General features: G+C 62.4%; 19 protein-coding genes. 12 read left to right on the top strand and 7 right to left on the bottom strand.

The annotated features are described in order from the left end of the window. Positions 1-89: 89 nt before the first annotated feature. Positions 90-731: an orotate phosphoribosyltransferase gene (pyrE, locus tag QYE47_RS01185; protein ID WP_003253405.1), complete on the bottom strand. Its 642-nt coding sequence runs from the start codon at positions 729-731 to the stop codon at positions 90-92. 80 nt (positions 732-811) lie between these two features. Between pyrE and QYE47_RS01180 the strand changes: the two genes are divergently transcribed. Further along, positions 812-1,591 carry an exodeoxyribonuclease III gene (locus tag QYE47_RS01180; RefSeq protein ID WP_003253401.1) on the top strand — a complete coding sequence of 260 codons (780 nt, stop codon included), beginning with the start codon at positions 812-814 and terminating at the stop codon, positions 1,589-1,591. A gap of 33 nt (positions 1,592-1,624) precedes the next feature. Here the strand turns inward: QYE47_RS01180 and QYE47_RS01175 are convergent, their stop codons facing one another. Next, positions 1,625-1,993 carry a DUF4870 domain-containing protein gene (locus tag QYE47_RS01175; protein WP_003253399.1) on the bottom strand — a complete coding sequence of 123 codons (369 nt, stop codon included), beginning with the start codon at positions 1,991-1,993 and terminating at the stop codon, positions 1,625-1,627. A 23-nt stretch (positions 1,994-2,016) separates the two neighbouring features. Then, positions 2,017-2,739 (bottom strand): ribonuclease PH, encoded by a 723-nt coding sequence (rph, locus tag QYE47_RS01170; RefSeq protein ID WP_014592853.1) that lies wholly within the window; start codon positions 2,737-2,739, stop codon positions 2,017-2,019. 226 nt (positions 2,740-2,965) lie between these two features. Between rph and QYE47_RS01165 the strand changes: the two genes are divergently transcribed. Next, a complete protein-coding gene (locus QYE47_RS01165) occupies positions 2,966-3,829 on the top strand; it encodes a YicC/YloC family endoribonuclease (RefSeq protein ID WP_010955794.1) in 864 nt (287 codons plus the stop codon). A 13-nt stretch (positions 3,830-3,842) separates the two neighbouring features. Beyond that, entirely contained in the window at positions 3,843-4,463 is a 621-nt protein-coding gene (gmk, locus tag QYE47_RS01160; RefSeq protein WP_010955795.1) for a guanylate kinase, read from the top strand. Between the two features lie 130 nt (positions 4,464-4,593). Here the strand turns inward: gmk and QYE47_RS01155 are convergent, their stop codons facing one another. The 3 genes from QYE47_RS01155 to QYE47_RS01145 all read right to left on the bottom strand — a co-directional run bounded on the left by QYE47_RS01155 (position 4,594) and on the right by QYE47_RS01145 (position 8,409). Continuing rightward, positions 4,594-6,135, bottom strand: a complete 1,542-nt coding sequence (locus QYE47_RS01155) for an APC family permease (protein WP_014592854.1) — start codon at positions 6,133-6,135, stop codon at positions 4,594-4,596. Between the two features lie 119 nt (positions 6,136-6,254). Then, positions 6,255-7,022: a gamma-glutamyl-gamma-aminobutyrate hydrolase family protein gene (locus QYE47_RS01150; RefSeq protein ID WP_012054103.1), complete on the bottom strand. Its 768-nt coding sequence runs from the start codon at positions 7,020-7,022 to the stop codon at positions 6,255-6,257. Positions 7,023-7,026: 4 nt separating this feature from the next. Continuing rightward, the gene (locus QYE47_RS01145; RefSeq protein WP_014592856.1) at positions 7,027-8,409 is read right to left on the bottom strand and encodes a glutamine synthetase family protein; all 1,383 of its coding nucleotides are present in this window, start codon (positions 8,407-8,409) and stop codon (positions 7,027-7,029) included. A gap of 205 nt (positions 8,410-8,614) precedes the next feature. Here QYE47_RS01145 and QYE47_RS01140 point away from each other — a divergent pair, with 205 nt between their 5' ends. The 5 genes from QYE47_RS01140 (at position 8,615) to QYE47_RS01120 (ending at position 13,351) form a co-directional block, all read left to right on the top strand. Continuing rightward, the gene (locus QYE47_RS01140; RefSeq protein WP_003253385.1) at positions 8,615-9,487 is read left to right on the top strand and encodes a LysR family transcriptional regulator; all 873 of its coding nucleotides are present in this window, start codon (positions 8,615-8,617) and stop codon (positions 9,485-9,487) included. A 240-nt stretch (positions 9,488-9,727) separates the two neighbouring features. Continuing rightward, on the top strand, positions 9,728-9,991 hold the full coding sequence (rpoZ, locus tag QYE47_RS01135) for a DNA-directed RNA polymerase subunit omega (protein WP_003253383.1): 264 nt from the start codon (positions 9,728-9,730) through the stop codon (positions 9,989-9,991). A 59-nt stretch (positions 9,992-10,050) separates the two neighbouring features. Further along, the gene (gene spoT / locus QYE47_RS01130) at positions 10,051-12,159 is read left to right on the top strand and encodes a bifunctional GTP diphosphokinase/guanosine-3',5'-bis pyrophosphate 3'-pyrophosphohydrolase (RefSeq protein ID WP_014592857.1); all 2,109 of its coding nucleotides are present in this window, start codon (positions 10,051-10,053) and stop codon (positions 12,157-12,159) included. A gap of 23 nt (positions 12,160-12,182) precedes the next feature. Continuing rightward, a complete protein-coding gene (locus QYE47_RS01125) occupies positions 12,183-12,563 on the top strand; it encodes a RidA family protein (protein ID WP_009684531.1) in 381 nt (126 codons plus the stop codon). 56 nt (positions 12,564-12,619) lie between these two features. Then, the gene (locus tag QYE47_RS01120) at positions 12,620-13,351 is read left to right on the top strand and encodes a hypothetical protein (protein WP_014592858.1); all 732 of its coding nucleotides are present in this window, start codon (positions 12,620-12,622) and stop codon (positions 13,349-13,351) included. Between the two features lie 169 nt (positions 13,352-13,520). On the opposite strand, the gene QYE47_RS01115 is transcribed toward QYE47_RS01120, so the two are convergent. Then, positions 13,521-14,378 carry an SDR family oxidoreductase gene (locus tag QYE47_RS01115; protein ID WP_014592859.1) on the bottom strand — a complete coding sequence of 286 codons (858 nt, stop codon included), beginning with the start codon at positions 14,376-14,378 and terminating at the stop codon, positions 13,521-13,523. A 190-nt stretch (positions 14,379-14,568) separates the two neighbouring features. On the opposite strand from QYE47_RS01115, the gene exbB reads away from it, so the two are divergent. The 4 genes from exbB to QYE47_RS01095 all read left to right on the top strand — a co-directional run bounded on the left by exbB (position 14,569) and on the right by QYE47_RS01095 (position 17,724). Continuing rightward, complete coding sequence (exbB, locus tag QYE47_RS01110) at positions 14,569-15,543, top strand: tonB-system energizer ExbB (protein WP_014592860.1); 975 nt, start codon at positions 14,569-14,571, stop codon at positions 15,541-15,543. Between the two features lie 3 nt (positions 15,544-15,546). Continuing rightward, on the top strand, positions 15,547-15,975 hold the full coding sequence (exbD, locus tag QYE47_RS01105; protein ID WP_003253367.1) for a TonB system transport protein ExbD: 429 nt from the start codon (positions 15,547-15,549) through the stop codon (positions 15,973-15,975). Continuing rightward, positions 15,972-16,703, top strand: a complete 732-nt coding sequence (locus QYE47_RS01100) for an energy transducer TonB (RefSeq protein WP_010955804.1) — start codon at positions 15,972-15,974, stop codon at positions 16,701-16,703. Before exbD ends, QYE47_RS01100 begins: the two co-directional genes overlap by 4 nt. A gap of 94 nt (positions 16,704-16,797) precedes the next feature. Further along, positions 16,798-17,724 carry a hydrogen peroxide-inducible genes activator gene (locus tag QYE47_RS01095; protein ID WP_003253362.1) on the top strand — a complete coding sequence of 309 codons (927 nt, stop codon included), beginning with the start codon at positions 16,798-16,800 and terminating at the stop codon, positions 17,722-17,724. The last annotated feature ends 2 nt before the right edge of the window (positions 17,725-17,726 follow it).

Here is a 17,726-nt window from a genome sequence, read left to right as displayed (position 1 = left end):
GCGGGTTTACCCGCGAAAGGGCCAGATCAGGCGGCACAAAAAAAGGCGACCTTCTGAAGAAGGTCCCCTTTTTCATTCCTGGGCCAGGATCAGATCCCGTACTGCGCCCGGTAGGCCTCGACGGCCGGCAGATGCTGCTTCAGCTGCGGATCATCGGCCAGGAACTCCAGCACCTGGGTCAGCGAAACAATGCTGACCACCGGGATACCGAAGTCGCGTTCCACTTCCTGGATCGCCGACAGTTCGCCATTGCCGCGCTCTTCACGGTTCAGCGCGATCAGTACACCAGCGGCCTTGGCCTGCTGGGCGTTGATGATCTGCATGACCTCACGAATGGCGGTACCGGCAGTAATCACGTCGTCGATGATCAGCACGTCACCGGCCAGCGGCGCGCCGACCAGGCTGCCACCTTCACCATGGTCCTTGGCTTCCTTGCGGTTGAAGCACCATGGCACGTCCAGCTGATGCTGGTCGGCAAGGGCCACGGCGGTAGTCGCCGCCAAAGGGATACCCTTGTAGGCCGGGCCGAACAGCACATCGAACGGGATCTTGCTGTCGACGATGGCGGCGGCGTAGCAACGCCCTAGCTCAGCCAGTGCGGAGCCGGTGTTGAACAAGCCGGCATTGAAGAAATACGGGCTGGTACGCCCCGATTTCAGGGTGAATTCACCGAAACGCAGTACCCCGCGATCGATGGCAAAACGGATAAAGTCGCGCTGATACGGCTGCATGAATAGTCCCGGACACCACGGATTTAGCTAAATGGGTTGAGCTCGGGTATCATACACGCACGAGATTTATGGGGCCATTTATGCGGATCATCAGTGTGAACGTAAATGGCATTCAGGCTGCGGCCGAGCGTGGTTTGCTCAGCTGGCTGCAAGCCCAGAATGCCGACGTCATCTGCCTTCAGGATACCCGCGCCTCGGCCTTTGAACTCGACGACCCAGCTTTCCAGCTCGATGGCTATTTCCTTTATGCCTGCGACGCGGAGGTGCCTGCCCAAGGTGGTGTGGCCCTTTACTCGCGCATGCAGCCCAAGGCAGTCATCACCGGCCTGGGCTTCGAGACAGCCGACCGCTACGGGCGTTACCTGCAAGCAGATTTCGACAAAGTCAGTATTGCCAGCCTGCTGCTGCCTTCGGGCATGAACGGCGACGAAGACTTGAACCAGAAATTCAAGTTGATGGACGACTTCGCCAAGTACCTGGACAAGCAGCGCCGCAAGCGTCGCGAATACATCTATTGCGGCTCGTTCTACGTGGCGCAGCAGAAGCTCGACATCAAGAATTGGCGTGACAGCCAGCAGTCGCCGGGCTTCCTGGCGCCAGAACGCGCCTGGATGGATGCGATCACTGGTGAGATGGGGTATGTCGATGCCTTGCGCGAAGTCAGCCGTGAAGGCGACCAGTACAGCTGGTGGCCGGACAATGAGCAGGCCGAGATGCTCAACCTGGGGTACCGGTTCGACTATCAGATCCTGACCCCGGGCCTGCGCCGCTTCGTGCGCAACGCTCGCCTGCCGCGTCAGCCACGCTTCTCCCAGCATGCGCCGCTGATCGTCGACTACGACTGGACGCTGACCATCTAAAAGGCCATTGGGGCTGCGTTGCAGCCCTAATGGTTATTTGATCGGCCGCCAGATCATCGGGTAGCGATAAGGCTTGCCCTCATTCGCCCGCACCGCCGCAATGATGATCAATATCATCACTGCCACCGTGAGCATGGCAAACAGCACCAGCCCGATAAACACGAACATCAGCAGGAAGCAGATGAACCCGGCAATGGTCACGCTGATTTGAAAGTTCAGCGCCTCTTTGCCCTGGGCGTCGATAAAAGGGTCTTGCTCGCGCTTGAGGTGCCAGAGCACCAGCGGGCCCAGCAGGTGCCCGAGCGGCACTACCAGGCCCAACAGCGCGGAGAGGTGGCAGAACATCGCCCATTGCCGGATTTCGGCATTGGGCGGGGTGATCGACAGGTTCGAATCGCTCATGCCCCGCACCTCCCAGGCTGGCTTCAGTCAGCCAGTGCTGCCTGCTGCAGCTCGAAAATCTCGTTAATGCCCTTCTGCGCCAAAGCGAGCATGGCGTTGAAATCTTCCGGCTGGAACGGTGCGCCTTCGGCAGTACCCTGCACTTCGATGAAACCACCAGCGCTGGTCATGACCACATTCAGGTCGGTTTCGGCTGCGGAGTCTTCCAGGTAGTCCAGGTCGAGCACCGCTTCGCCCTGGTACATGCCTACCGACACGGCAGCGATCATGTGCTTGAGCGGGTTGCCGCCCTTGAGGCCGCCGCGCTTCTTGATGACTGCCAAAGCGTCGCACAAGGCAACCATGGCGCCGGTGATGGACGCGGTACGGGTACCGCCATCGGCCTGGATCACGTCGCAATCGACGTACAGGGTGATGTCACCGAGCTTGCTCATGTCCAGCGCGGCGCGCAGCGAACGGCCGATCAGGCGCTGGATTTCCAGAGTGCGGCCACCCTGCTTGCCACGGCTGGCTTCGCGCTGGTTACGTTCGCCGGTGGAGCGCGGCAGCATGCCATACTCGGCGGTCAGCCAGCCTTGGCCCTGGCCTTTGAGGAAGCGCGGTACACCGTTTTCAACGCTGACCGTGCAGATGACTTTGGTGTCACCGAACTCGACCAGTACCGACCCTTCGGCGTGCTTGGTGTAGTTGCGGGTGATGCGGATCGAGCGGAGCTGATCGGCAACGCGACCACTTGGACGTTTCATCTGGGATACCTGTACTGGGACTTTGAATCTGCCGAGCATTATAGAGCCCGCAGCCCGGGGAAGACATGCCTATTGTCGCGCCCGGCACAGCCCGTCGCCTTTTCCTACCGCAGTACCCCCCGTCGGTAACATAGACGGATTGGGCGCCACGGCGACACTGCGCTACAATCCTGCGCCTTGCAGCCGAGAGGCTCCCACCGTTCATTCATTACGCGAGGTACTCCCCATGGTGCACAGCATGACCGCTTTTGCTCGTGTCGAGCGCGCCGGCAGCCAAGGCACCCTGGTCTGGGAACTGCGTTCGGTCAACCACCGTTACCTGGAGCCGCACCTGCGCCTGCCCGAGGCCCTGCGCGACCTCGAAGGCGGCGTACGTGAAGGCCTGCGCCAGGGCCTGTCACGCGGCAAGGTGGAATGCACCTTGCGCCTCAACGAAGACAGCAATGGCAAACCGCTGAAAGTGGACCATGAGCGCGCCGCGCAACTGGTTGCCGCCGCCGAGGAAGTGGCTGGCCTGATCAAGCAGCCGGCCCCCCTGAACCCGCTGGAAGTGCTGTCATGGCCAGGCGTGCTGGTGGCCGACACCAGCGACCCCCAGGCACTGAACGCCGAAGCCATGGCGCTGTTCGACGAAGCGCTGGCCGAACTCAAGGCCGGGCGCCAGCGCGAAGGCCAGGAACTGGCCCGGCTGATCAACGAACGCCTGGACAACATGGCCAGCGAAGTCACTACCCTGCGCGCCCTGGTGCCGCAGATGCTGGCGGCGCAGCGGCAGAAGATTCTCGACCGCTTCGGCGACATGCAAGCCGAACTGGACCCACAGCGCCTGGAGCAGGAGATGGTACTGCTGGCCCAGAAAAGCGACGTGGCAGAGGAACTCGACCGCCTCAGCACTCACGTCACCGAAGTGCGCCGCGTGCTCAAGGGTGGCGGCGCCGCTGGCCGGCGCCTGGACTTCCTGATGCAGGAACTCAACCGCGAGGCCAACACCCTCGGCTCCAAGGCCTTCGACCCACGCAGCACGCAAGCGGCGGTCAACCTGAAGGTATTGATCGAACAGATGCGTGAACAAGTACAGAACATCGAGTAAGGCCACCCCGACCATGAACCACAGCAGCGGCACCCTCTACATCGTTTCGGCCCCCTCGGGTGCCGGCAAGACCAGCCTGGTCACCGCCCTGACCAAAGACGACCAGCAGATCCGCGTCTCGGTCTCGCACACCACCCGCGCCATGCGCCCGGGCGAACAGCATGGGGTGAACTATCACTTCGTCGTCCACGAGGAATTCAAGGCGCTGATCGCGCAAGGTGACTTTCTGGAGCATGCCGAAGTGTTCGGCAACTTCTACGGCACTTCACGCAGCGCGCTGCAGCAGACCCTGGACCAGGGCTACGACCTGATTCTGGAAATCGACTGGCAAGGTGCCCAGCAAGTGCGCAAGCTGATGCCACAGGCGCTGTCGGTGTTCATCCTGCCTCCAAGCCAGGAGGCGCTTCGCCACCGCCTGGACGGACGCGGGCAGGACAGCGAAGAGATCATTGCCGGGCGCATGAAGGAAGCGGTCAGCGAGATGGTGCACTATGACGAGTATGACTACGTAATCATCAATGATGATTTCGACACGGCGCTGGCAGACTTGAAAGCAGTGTTCCGCTCGAATCGGCTGCTGCTGAAGAAGCAGCAGCAGCGTCATGCGGCATTGCTCAAGCAAATGATCGGCTGAAGATCGATGGGGCTGCATTGCAGCCCTTCGCGGGCACGCCCGCTCCCCGGGTTAATCACTGCCTTGAGGCTTGTGCCGCACCTGTGGGAGCGGGCGTGCCCGCGAAGGGCCGCAGGGCGGCCCCAATGGTTTAGTCCTGCAGCGGCAAGGTAGCCTGCTGACGCAGGGTAGCCCCGAGGAAGTACGCCGGCGCACGCATGCGCGACAGCATCATCAGGCCGATGCCAAGCACCGAAATGATCGCGGCAATCACGAACACCAGCCCCAGCCCGCCCACATGCGAGCCGCTGCCGAAGTCCGGCGAAGCACTGTCGATGGCGGTGCGCACGAAGATCACCGACAAGATGACACCCCCCACCAGCGGGCACAGGCCGCGCATGATGAAGTGGCGCAGGCTGTCGAACAGGCTGCCGCGGAAATACCAGACGCAGGCAAACGCGGTCAGCGAATAGTAGAAGCAGATCATCATGCCCAATGCCGTGATGGTATCTGCCAGCACGTTCTCGCTCAGCGTACGCATGGTCACGTAGAACAGGCCTGCGGCCAGGCCGGCGCAAATGGTGGCGTAGCGCGGCGTTTGCGAGCGCGGGCAGACGCTGGCGAATTTCTGCGGTACCGCACCGTAATAACCCATGGCCAACAGGGTGCGCGCCGGCGCCACGAAGGTGGACTGCAGCGAGGCCGCCGTACTGGCCAGCACGGCGATGGACATCAGGATCGCCAGCGGCCCCATGACCGGGCCGGCCAGGTGGGCAAAGACGTTCTCCTGGATGCGCGGGTTGTTCAGGCCCAGACCCGTTTCGCTGATACCGGCAAACTGCAGGGTGGCGATGGCGGTGAACAGGTACAGGCCCAGGATCAACATCACGGTCCATGTAGCGGCCTTGCCCGGCACCTCTTCGCTGCCCACCGACTCTTCACTGACGGTCAGGCATGTGTCCCAGCCCCAAAAGATGAAGATCGACAATGACAGGCCAGCGGCAAAGGCCGAGAACGACTCGACACCGAACGGGTTGAACCAGGCGAAATCGAACGCCAGCGGCGGCGGCGCGGTGGTGCCGCCGAAAGCGGCGAAAGCAAAGCCGATCAACACCAGCAACTGCAGGGCCACCAAGCCGTACTGCACAGTCATTGTGGTGGCGATACCCCTACAGCAGATCCACACTGCCAAGCCAATGAACACGCAACAGGTAACGATGTTGATCAACAGGTTGTCGGCCAACGCTGCCAGCTCATGCTTGCCGGTGATCTGGCCAAGGAACAGGTAGAAGAAGTCCACCGCCACACCTGCCAGGTTCGACAGCACGATCGTGGTGGCAACCACCAGTCCCCAGCCGCCGATCCAGCCGATCATCGGGCCGAATGCACGCGCCGACCAGGTAAACGAAGTACCGCTGTCCGGCTCCGCCGAGTTCAGCTCGCGATAGCCCAGGGCCACCAGCAGCATCGGCAAGAAGCCCACGATGAACACGGCCGGCAGGTGGGCGCCCACCTCACGCACGGTAGGGCCAAGGGCCCCGGTCAGGGTATAGACCGGGGCGATGGTGGAAATGCCCAGCACCACGCTGGCCAGCAGCCCCAATCGGCCCTTGGCCAGGCCTTTGCTGCGCTGAGTGTTGCCCGCGTCGGCCGCCACATCGGGTGGGCGGCCGGCTTCTGTGTAATTGCTCATGAGTATTTGCCGTAAATTTTGGAATTGTTTTAACAAGCCTTGGGTACAAGGCTCGCTTTCACTCATTGAAAGCTTGCTATCGGGGACGAGTCATCCGAGACCTTCGGCTGACGTCAGAATCATTCCTGCCGTGAGCCCTCCCGTGCTGCGTAGGCATTGCAGGCCTCGCGAAACGCCTGAAACAGACGCAGCGAGACCGGGTTTTCGTTGAAGCGCCACTCCGGGTGCCACTGCACCCCAAGCACAAAGCCCGGCGCCGCAGGCATGGACACCGCCTCGATCAGGCCATCCGGGGCCCGTGCCTCGACGCGCAGGCCCGGGGCCAGACGGTCGATGCCCTGGCTGTGCAACGAATTGACCTCGAACTGCGCCGCCAGGCCCAGGCGCTCGAACAACCCGCCAGGCTCGATACTGACCGAGTGGCGAGGGCTGTATTGCACCTCCAGGGGGGCATCCTCGGGTTCGCGGTGGTCAAGGTAGCCAGGCAGCTCCTGCACACGCTGGTGCAGGCTGCCGCCAAGGGCCACGTTCAGCTCCTGGTAGCCTCGGCAGATGCAGAATACGGGCACACCGACGGCAATGGCTGCCTGCAGCAGCGGCAGGGTCAGGCGATCACGCGCCAGATCATGCCGGGTACCCGCCACACTGGGGGCGCCATTGTAATGATGCGGCTCGATATTTGAAGGCGAGCCGGTAAAAACAATGCCGTGCAGGCGTGCCAGCAGCGCTTGCGTGTCGCTGCCGCCATCACGGGCCGGCAAGATCAGTGGCAAGCCGGCAAAGCCGGCTGCCTCGACATACTTGTCGCCGACCGTGTGCGAGGAGTTCTTCCCTACCTGCTGACGGCAGGCGCTGACACCGATCAAAGGGACCGCATTTGCGCTCATGGGCTTACACCGTGTGCAGGTACCAGTTGTACTCGAGGTCGGAAATCGACACTTCGAACTCGGCCAGTTCGCTTTCCTTGCAGGCCACGAAGATATCGATGTAGTCCGGGCTGATGTATTGGTTGAGGACTTCGCTGTCATCCAGCGCGCGCAGGGCATCGCGCAGGTTGTTCGGCAGGCTTTGCTCCAGCTGCTCGTAGGAGTTGCCTTCGATCGGCGCCGCGGGCTCGACCTTGTTGGTCAGGCCATGGTGAACGCCGGCAAGGATCGCCGCGAGCATCAGGTACGGGTTGGCATCGGCGCCGGCTACACGGTGCTCAAGGCGCACATTGTCGCTGCTGTCGGTGGGCACGCGTACGGCCACGGTGCGGTTGTCCAGGCCCCAGCTCGGCGCATTGGGCACGTAGAACTGCGCACCGAAGCGGCGGTAGGAGTTGATGTTGGGGCACAGGAAGGCCATCGACGCCGGCATGGTTTCCAGCACGCCACCGATGGCGTGGCGCAGCGTGTCGCTCTGCAGCGGATCGTCACTGGCGAAGATGTTCTTGCCGGTTTTCTTGTCCAGCAATGAAATGTGCACATGCAGGCCGTTGCCTGCCTGGCCCGGGTAGGGCTTGGCCATGAAGGTGGTGTCCATTTCATGGTCGTAGGCGACGTTCTTGATCAGGCGCTTGAGCAGGATCGCATAGTCGCAGGCCTTCAGCGGATCCGCCACGTGGTGCAAGTTGACCTCGAACTGCGCCGGGGCGCTTTCCTTGACGATGGCGTCGGCAGGCAGGCCCTGTTCCTTGGCTGCTTCGAGCATGTCCTGCAAGCAGTCGGCGTACTCGTCGAGGTCGTCGATCAGGTACACCTGGGTCGACTGCGGGCGCTTGCCGGAGATCGGCGAGCGCGGCGGCTGCGGGCGGCCGTTGAGGTTGTCCTGATCGATCAGGTAGAACTCCAGTTCGAACGCGGCGCAAATATCCAGGCCCAGGTCGTCGAACTTGCTCACCACCTGGCGCAGCACTTCACGCGGGTCGGCGAAGAACGGCTGGCCATCCAGCTCGTGCATGGTCATCAGCAGCTGGGCGGTGGGGCGCTTTTGCCACGGCTCGTCCGACAGCGTGCCGGGGATCGGGAAACAGATGCGGTCGGCGTCGCCGATGTCCAGGCCAAGGCCGGTGCTTTCGACAGTGGAACCGTTGATATCAAGGGCGAACAGCGATGCGGGCAGGTTGATGCCCTTCTCGTACACCTTGTGCAGGCTGGCCCGCTCGATGCGCTTGCCACGTACCACGCCATTCATGTCGGAGATCAGCAGGTCTACGTACTGCGTGTCCGGATGGGCCTGGAGGAAGTCATTCATCTCGCTGGAAGAACTGGCGCACGGGGTTACCGACGTCATGGTGTACATCCTTTGATGTGCTGCGGCGATGTGGGGATACGGCTGGCGCCTCACGGGCGACGATGGTTGCAGCTGTTGTTGTTTTCACTTTCCCATCGTGGGGACTGGTTACCCGACCGGGCGCATTGATTCCGGGGGGCCGTTTCACTATAAAATGGCCCAGACGCAACAGACATTGGCAATTTGGCAAGCAGAGCGTGCATCAATGCAATATCAGATAACCCACGCAGACCTCTCTCTGGTCCTGGCACTGGAACGTGGCCGCTCGCTGGCCAAAGCCGCCGAACTGCTCAAAGTCGACGTTTCGACCGTGTTCCGCTCGATCCGCCGATTGGAGTCGGCGCTGGGCACCGCCTTGTTCGTCAAGAGCCGAAAGGGCTATCTGCCGACTGACACCGCCCAGGCCTTGGCCGAGCAGGCCGAACGCGCCGAGCAGGCGCTGGAAGCGGCGCGCATTGCCATGACCAGCGGCGAGCAAGTGGTCAGCGGCACGGTGCGCCTGACCTGCACAGAGGCGGTGATGCACAGCCTGTTGCTGCCGGCGCTGGCCGAGTTCATGTCCAACTACCCGGCTTTGTCGCTGGAGATGGGCACCTCCAATACCTTCGCCAACCTCAGCCGGCGCGACGCCGACATCGCCCTGCGCCTGACCAACACACCTCCGGAGCACCTGGTGGGCCGCAACCTGGGTTCGACCTCCTATGTGGTCTGCGGCCAGCCACAGTGGCGAGAGCGCCTGAGCGAGTCCCCCGCCAGCGTGCCGTGGATCGCACCAGACGACTCGATGCAGGACCACCCTACGGTGGTCTGGCGCAACCAGCAACACCCGGGCCTGAGCCCGCGCTACCAGTGCAGCAGCATGTCGACCATCGCCCAGTTGGTAATGGCCGGCCTGGGCGTGGCAGCGCTCCCGGACTATATGGTGCATGCGCTGCCCGGGGTGGATGCACTCAGCGGCCCCCTGCCCGGCTGCGACACTCAGCTGTGGTTGCTGACCCGGCCGGATTGCCGGGCGTTGCGCTCGGTGCAGACCTTGTTCGAAGAGCTGACCCCGCGGTTGCGTGACGCGATGCTCTGAGGTTATCGTCAGGCTCATGCACTGAGGGTGTCTGTTCCGGCCCTTTCGCGGGTAAACCCGCCGCTACAAGCTACGCGACCCCTGTAGGAGCGGGTTCACCCGCGAAGAAGGCATCGCAGGGTTTGCAGCTACCGCCCGGCAAAACAGCGCTTCCCTATTGGCTGGTGAATTTTTATACTATCGAGTCCGCCTGCCCATTAATGGGCTGCACGCCCACCGCAATTGCTACTGAGGAAGACCATGGCCCGCGTAACTGTTGAAGACTGCCTGGAACACGTGGATAACCGCTTTGAGCTGGTCATGCTCTCGACCAAGCGCGCTCGCCAGCTGGCGACCGGCGGCAAAGAGCCACGCGTTGCGTGGGAAAACGACAAGCCAACCGTTGTTGCCCTGCGTGAAATTGCCGAAGGCATCGTCACCAACGAGTTCATCGCCGCTGAAGAGATCGTCACCGAGGATCCGGTGTTCGCCGCGTTCGAGGACGAGAACAACGAGGCTGTCTGATTGATGCCAGGTCGACGTCGTACGGCGCAAGGCCCTCTTCCTCGGCAGGAGGTGAACCCATGCCGGGTATAGAAGCCTTGGCCGAACGGCTTTCGACCTATCTTGGCCCCGAACAGGTCAACCTGGTCCGGCGCGCCTATTTCTACGCCGAACAGGCCCACGATGGGCAACGCCGCCGCAGCGGCGAGCCCTACGTGACCCACCCGCTGGCCGTGGCCAGCATCCTCGCCGACATGCACATGGACCATCAAAGCCTGATGGCGGCCATGCTGCACGATGTGATCGAAGACACCGGCATCGCCAAGGAAGCCCTCAGCCAGCAGTTTGGCGAGACCGTGGCCGAACTGGTCGATGGGGTCAGCAAGCTGACCCAGATGAATTTCGAGACCAAGGCCGAGGCGCAGGCGGAAAACTTCCAGAAGATGGCCATGGCCATGGCCCGCGATATCCGCGTGATCCTGGTCAAGCTGGCCGACCGCCTGCACAACATGCGCACCCTGGAAGTGCTGTCTGGCGAAAAACGCCGGCGCATCGCCAAGGAAACCCTCGAAATCTACGCCCCCATCGCCAACCGCCTGGGGATGCACACCGTGCGCGTGGAGTTCGAAGACCTTGGTTTCAAGGCCATGCACCCGATGCGCTCGTCGCTGATTCATCGTGCAGTGAAGAGCGCGCGCGGCAACCGCAAAGAGATCGTCGCCAAGATCGAGCACTCGCTGGCCAACTGCCTGGCCGCCGACGGCATCGAGGGCGAGGTCAGCGGTCGGCAGAAACACCTCTATGGCATCTACAAGAAGATGCGCGGCAAGCGCCGTGCCTTCAACGAGATCATGGACGTGTATGCCTTCCGCATCATCGTCGACAAGGTTGACACCTGTTACCGCGTGCTCGGCGCCGTACACAACCTGTACAAGCCGCTGCCCGGACGCTTCAAGGATTACATCGCGATCCCCAAGGCCAACGGCTACCAGTCGCTGCACACTACCCTGTTCGGCATGCACGGCGTGCCCATCGAAATCCAGATCCGCACCCGCGAAATGGAAGAGATGGCCAACAACGGCATCGCCGCGCACTGGCTATACAAGTCAAACGACGACGAGCAGCCCAAGGGCAGCCACGCGCGTGCCCGCCAGTGGGTCAAGGGTATCCTCGAACTGCAGCAACGTGCCGGCAACTCCCTGGAATTCATCGAGAGCGTGAAGATCGACCTGTTCCCGGACGAGGTCTACGTGTTCACGCCCAAAGGCCGGATCATGGAGTTGCCCAAAGGCTCCACGGCCGTCGACTTCGCCTACGCGGTGCACACCGACGTCGGCAACAGTTGCATCGCGTGCCGCATCAACCGCCGCCTGGCGCCGCTGTCCGAACCGCTACAAAGCGGCTCGACAGTGGAAATCGTCAGCGCCCCGGGCGCTCGGCCAAACCCGGCCTGGCTCAACTTTGTGGTCTCGGGCAAGGCACGCACGAATATCCGCCATGCGCTCAAGCAACAGCGCCGCTCGGAGTCCATCAGCCTGGGCGAGCGCCTGCTGAACAAGGTACTCACTGGCTTCGACAGCAGCCTGGAGAAAATCCCCCAGGACCGCATCCAGTCTATTCTCGCCGAGTACCGCCTGGAGCTGATAGAAGACCTGCTCGAAGACATCGGCCTGGGCAACCGCATGGCCTACGTGGTCGCGCGCCGCCTGCTGTCGGCCGAAGGCGAACAGCTGCCGGCGCCAGAAGGCCCGCTGGCGATCCGCGGCACCGAAGGCCTGGTGATCAGCTACGCCAAGTGCTGCACGCCGATCCCGGGCGACCCGATTGTCGGCCACCTGTCGGCCGGCAAGGGCATGGTCGTGCACCTGGAGAACTGCCGCAACATCAGTGAAATCCGCCACAACCCCGAAAAGTGCGTGCAACTCTCCTGGGCCAAGGACATCACTGGCGAGTTCAATGTCGAACTGCGTGTCGAACTGGAACACCAGCGCGGGCTGATCGCCCTGCTGGCCAGCAGCGTCAACGCCGCCGACGGCAACATTGAGAAGATCAGCATGGACGAACGCGACGGCCGTATCAGCGTGGTCCAACTGGTGGTCAGCGTGCACGACCGCGTGCACCTGGCGCGTGTGATCAAGAAGCTGCGTACCCTGACCGGTGTGGTCCGCATCACCCGCATGCGTACGTAGTCCGCCAACCGCAAGGAGTCATCATGAGCAAAACCGTCATCAACAGCGACAAGGCCCCTGCCGCCATCGGCACCTACTCGCAGGCGATCAAGGCCGGCAACACCGTGTACATGTCGGGCCAGATCCCTCTGGACCCGAAGACCATGGAACTGGTCGAAGGCTTCGAAGCCCAGACCGTGCAGGTGTTCGAGAACCTCAAGGCCGTGGCTGAAGCTGCTGGCGGTTCGTTCAAGGACATCGTGAAACTGAACATCTTCCTCACCGACCTGAGCCACTTCGCCAAGGTAAACGAGGTGATGGGCCGCTACTTCGAACAGCCCTACCCGGCCCGCGCCGCCATCGGCGTTGCCGCACTGCCGAAAGGCGCCCAGGTCGAAATGGACGCCATCCTGGTCATCGAATGATGCCCTGGTGACGGGCCCTGCCCGTCACCCTCCTTCCTCTGCAAGGTTACCCCGTCATGCGTCAAGCACTGCCCTTCGCGCTGGCAGCCCTGCTACTGGGCGGCTGCACCAGCCACAAACCCGAAGATTTCAACGGTATCTGGATCAACCAGGAAGCCATCACTGCGGCGGTCAAAGCCGGCAGCCTGCGCCAGGCGCTTAATGAGCACGGCCCAGTGTTCGAGTGGAAACTCGACGTGGCCAATCAGCAAGCTAGCTACAGCAATGGTTTTGAGGCCGCCGACGGCCAGCTGAGCGCCAATGAAAAGCAATGGCAGGCCCGTTTCCAAGGCGGCCAGACCGAGCAGCTTTCGCTCGATGGCGACGAGCTGCTGGCCGTCGACCAGAACGGCACCAAGCAAACCTTCGTGCGCGCCAAGACACCGGCGGCAGCCAATGCACCACTGGGCAGCAGCTTCGAGAAGGCGCTTTACCAGGCCTACCTGGGTGGTAACTGGAAGATCGTCGACGGCCAAGGCAAAGGTGCCAGTGTACGCTTCAGCGATACCGGCAACGTCACCGGCCTACCGGGGCCGGACCGCTTCGCCCTTTGCCTGGCAGGTGATTGCGCGACCATGGGTGGCAACAATGACAGCCTGTGGCTGGAGCGCAACCAGCGTGGTGCACCGTTCATCATCAAGCGCGATGGTGACAAGCTGGAGATTTTCCAGGCAGTGAACCGTGCACAACCGGATGAAATGCCGGAGCTGGCAGCGGGCAAACGTCAGTGGGCGCTGGAGCGCAGCTGAGATGATGCGCGGTCCCTGTAGGAGCGGGTTTACCCGCGAAGAAGACACCGCGGTGGATGGCACGGGTTTCGCCCGTGTTCGCGGGCAAGCCCGCTCCCACAGGGATCGCGCCAGCTTTTAGAAATTGAGCAAGACAGTTGCTCCCACAAGGCATCGCGCCAGTTGCCAGCTAGTCTTTTCCTGCCAGGATCGCGGCGTAGCCTTCCTTGTAGCTCGGATACTCAGGCGCCCAGCCCAGCGCCCGCGCCCGGGCATTGCTGCAACGCTTGCTGCCAGTACGCCGCACCCGCTGCTCATCGGACCATTCGGTAACCCCCATGTACGCCCGTAGCCAGGCCACTACATCGGCCAGCGGCGCCGGGTCGTCATCGACGCCAATGTAGCAGTCGTCCAGAGCCTTGCCATCAGCATCGGCCTGCAGCAGAAACGCCAGCAGGCTGGCGGCATCTTCGGCATGAATGCGGTTGCCATACAGCGGTGGCTCCTCGGCAACGCGGTAACCCTGACGCACCTGGCTCAGTAACCACTCGCGCCCTGGGCCATAGATACCGGTTAGGCGGACCACGCTCGCCGGGATGCCGCTGGCCAGTGCCAACCGTTCAGCCTCCAGCATCACCCGTCCGGAATAGCCTTCGGGCTCGGTGGCAGCGCCCTCAGCTATCCACTCGCCGTCCTTCTGCGCATACACGCTGCTGCTGGAGACGAACAACAGCCGGCGCGGGCGTTGGCCACGCTCGGCCAACCAGGCCAACACATGGCGCAAACCATCGACATAGGCTGCCTCATAACCCGCCTCATCGTGTTGGCTGGCTGCCACGCAGTACACCAGGTAATCCAGCGCGCCCTGTGGCCAGGCCTGCGGCATCGACGGTTCGGCCAAGTCTGCGGCAACCGGCTGAACCCCAGCGGGCAGCTGATCGACAGAACGGCGCAGGCCGCTCACCTGCCAGCCTTTAGCCAACATCTGCTTGGCCAGGCGCCCACCCACATCACCACAACCCACCACCATCACGGAAAGGTCTGACATCTCTAAACTCCCTAGACCAATTGATCAGCCTGGCCACGCTACACGATGGGCGGCTAGACCATAGGCGAAAAAAGCTACAATATTACTTTTGTTAACAAGAATTACTTGCAATAATGACCGCCAAATTGTTCTCGGCCTACATCGAGGCCTTGGAGAACGCTCACTTTTTTCTTCATCAGGTCCGGCCAGCATGACACGTACTCAACCTTCCGCTTCGCCAACCCCGTCGCGCGCCTGGCGCGCCATCGCCGCGCTGACACTCAGCCTGGTGCTGGCCCCGGTGGCCATGGCCGATGAGCCAACCACCAACGCCGCCACACCTGCCGCTGCTACTGCCCCGGCCGCACCCGCTGCTGCCCCGGTCGATGCGCCGGCGCCTGGTGCCACTGCCACCAACTCGGCAGATACACCGGCCGCAGCAGACCCAAGCGTTCAAGCCCTGGTCGAAGACACCTCGCTGGGCATGGCCCATGACCTGTCACCATGGGGCATGTACAAGAACGCCGACATCGTGGTGAAGATCGTCATGATCGGCCTGGCCATCGCCTCCATCATCACTTGGACCATCTGGATTGCCAAAGGCTTCGAGCTGATGGGCGCCAAGCGTCGCCTGCGGGGTGAAATCGCCCAGCTGAAGAAGTCCACCACCCTGAAAGAAGCCAGCGAGGTTTCCAACAAGGAAGGCACCCTGGCCCATACCCTGGTCCACGATGCCCTCGAAGAAATGCGTCTTTCGGCTAACGCTCGCGAAAAAGAAGGCATCAAGGAGCGCGTCAGCTTCCGTCTGGAGCGCCTGGTGCATGCCAGCGGCCGTACCATGAGCAGCGGCACCGGCGTGCTCGCAACCATCGGCTCCACTGCGCCGTTCGTTGGCCTGTTCGGTACCGTATGGGGCATCATGAACAGCTTCATCGGCATCGCCAAGACCCAGACCACCAACCTGGCCGTCGTTGCCCCAGGTATCGCCGAAGCGCTGCTGGCCACTGCCCTGGGCCTGGTCGCGGCAATCCCGGCCGTGGTCATCTATAACGTCTTCGCCCGCTCCATTGCCGGTTACAAGGCGCAGGTGTCCGACGCCTCCGCCCAGGTACTGCTGCTGGTCAGCCGTGATCTGGACCACCAGGGTAGCGAGCGCGCCGCCCCGCACATGGTGAAAGTGGGGTAAGCCATGGGCCTGCATCTCAACGAAGGTGGCGACGACCTCGCCGAAAACCACGAAATCAACGTTACGCCGTTCATCGACGTGATGCTGGTGCTGCTGATCATCTTCATGGTCGCCGCCCCCTTGGCCACGGTCGACATCAAGGTCGACCTGCCGGCCTCAACCGCCAAACCGGCGCCAAGGCCAGAGAAACCGGTGTTCGTCAGCGTCAAGGCCGACCAGAAGCTGTATGTCGGCGACGATCAGGTTGCTGCACCCGACCAGCTTGGCCCGATGCTCGACGCCAAGACCAAGGGTGACAAGGAAACCACCATCTTCTTCCAGGCTGACAAAGGCGTGGATTACGGCGACCTGATGGAAGTGATGAACAACATGCGCGCGGCCGGCTACCTGAAAGTCGGTCTGGTAGGTCTCGAGACGGCAGCCAAGAAATGATGAAAACGCGCTCTAACATGGCGCGCTACGGTGGCAGCCTGGCGATCGTGCTGGGCGTGCACGTGGTCGCCGTGCTGCTGACGCTCAACTGGTCGGTGCCACAGGCCATCGAACTGCCCCCGGCAGCGATGATGGTCGAACTGGCACCGTTGCCGGAGCCTGCGCCACCACCACCCCCAAAGGCAGCTCCGCAGCCACCGGCCCCGGTCGAGGAACCACCGTTGCCGAAGCTGGCAGAAGCGCCCAAGCCCAAGATCGCCATCCCCAAGCCGCCCAAGCCGAAGGCCAAGCCCCAGCCGCCCAAGCCCGAGAAAAAGCCTGAGCCGCCGAAGGAAGCACCGCCCACCGAGCAAACGGTGGACGCACCGCCCAGCAACTCGCCACCGCAGAAGTCTGCGGCACCGGCACCGAGCATTGCGTCCAACAGCAACGCCTTGCCAACCTGGCAGAGCGACCTGCTGCGCCACCTTGCCAAGTACAAGCGTTACCCGGAAGACGCGCGCCGTCGCGGCCTGCAAGGCATGAACCGCTTGCGCTTCGTGGTCGACGCCGAAGGCAAGGTCGTGTCGTACTCCATGGCCGGCGGCTCAGGCAGTGCCGCACTGGACCGGGCGACCCTGGAAATGATCCGTCGGGCCGGCACGGTACCCAAGCCGCCACCCGAGTTGCTGAACAATGGCACGATTGAAGTCGTGGCACCGTTCGTCTACTCACTGGACCGCCGTTAAGACTTTTGTTTCTGTCACAATTCGGCAAGTCTGATAACGTGCGTCTATCGATTGCAGCCGCTATGCTGGGCCCGCAACTTCATGGACGCACGTTATGACCCTTACAGAATTACGCTACATCGTCACACTCGCCCAGGAACAGCACTTCGGCCATGCCGCCGAGCGCTGTCACGTGAGCCAACCCACCCTGTCGGTCGGTGTGAAGAAGCTCGAGGACGAGCTTGGCGTTCTGATCTTCGAGCGCAGCAAAAGCGCAGTACGCCTGACCCCGGTCGGCGAAAACATTGTCGCCCAAGCGCAGAAGGTACTGGAGCAGGCCCAGGGCATTCGCGAGCTGGCCCAGGCCGGCAAGAATCAGCTGACCGCTCCGCTCAAGGTCGGCGCTATCTACACCGTCGGCCCTTACCTGTTCCCGCACCTGATCCCGCAGCTGCACCGCGTGGCGCCGCAAATGCCGCTGTACATCGAAGAAAACTTCACCCACGTACTGCGCGAAAAGCTGCGCAACGGCGAACTGGACGCGGTGATCATCGCCCTGCCGTTCAACGAAGCCGACGTGCTGACGCTACCGCTATACGACGAACCGTTCTGCGCCCTGATGCCTGCCGACCACCCATGGACGGCGAAAAAGACCATCGACACCGCCATGCTCAATGACAAGAGCCTGTTGCTGCTTGGTGAGGGCCACTGCTTCCGTGACCAGGTACTGGAAGCCTGCCCTACCCTGAACAAGGGGGGTGAAGGCTCAAGGCACACCACGGTCGAGTCCAGCTCGCTCGAAACCATCCGTCACATGGTGGCTTCCGGCCTTGGCGTATCGATCCTGCCGCTGTCGGCAGTGCACAGCCATCACTATGCCCCCGGCGTCATCGAAGTGCGCCCGTTGACGGCACCGGCACCGTTCCGCACGGTAGCCATCGCCTGGCGCGCCAGCTTCCCGCGGCCAAAGGCCATCGAGATCCTCGCCGATTCGATCCGCCTGTGCTCGGTCGCCAAGAACCCTGCGGAACAACCGGCCTGAGT

It is taken from the genome of Pseudomonas sp. 2,4-D (assembly GCF_030418155.1).
Lineage (GTDB): Bacteria > Pseudomonadota > Gammaproteobacteria > Pseudomonadales > Pseudomonadaceae > Aquipseudomonas > Aquipseudomonas alloputida.
This window is presented reverse-complemented; position numbering and strand designations above follow the sequence as displayed.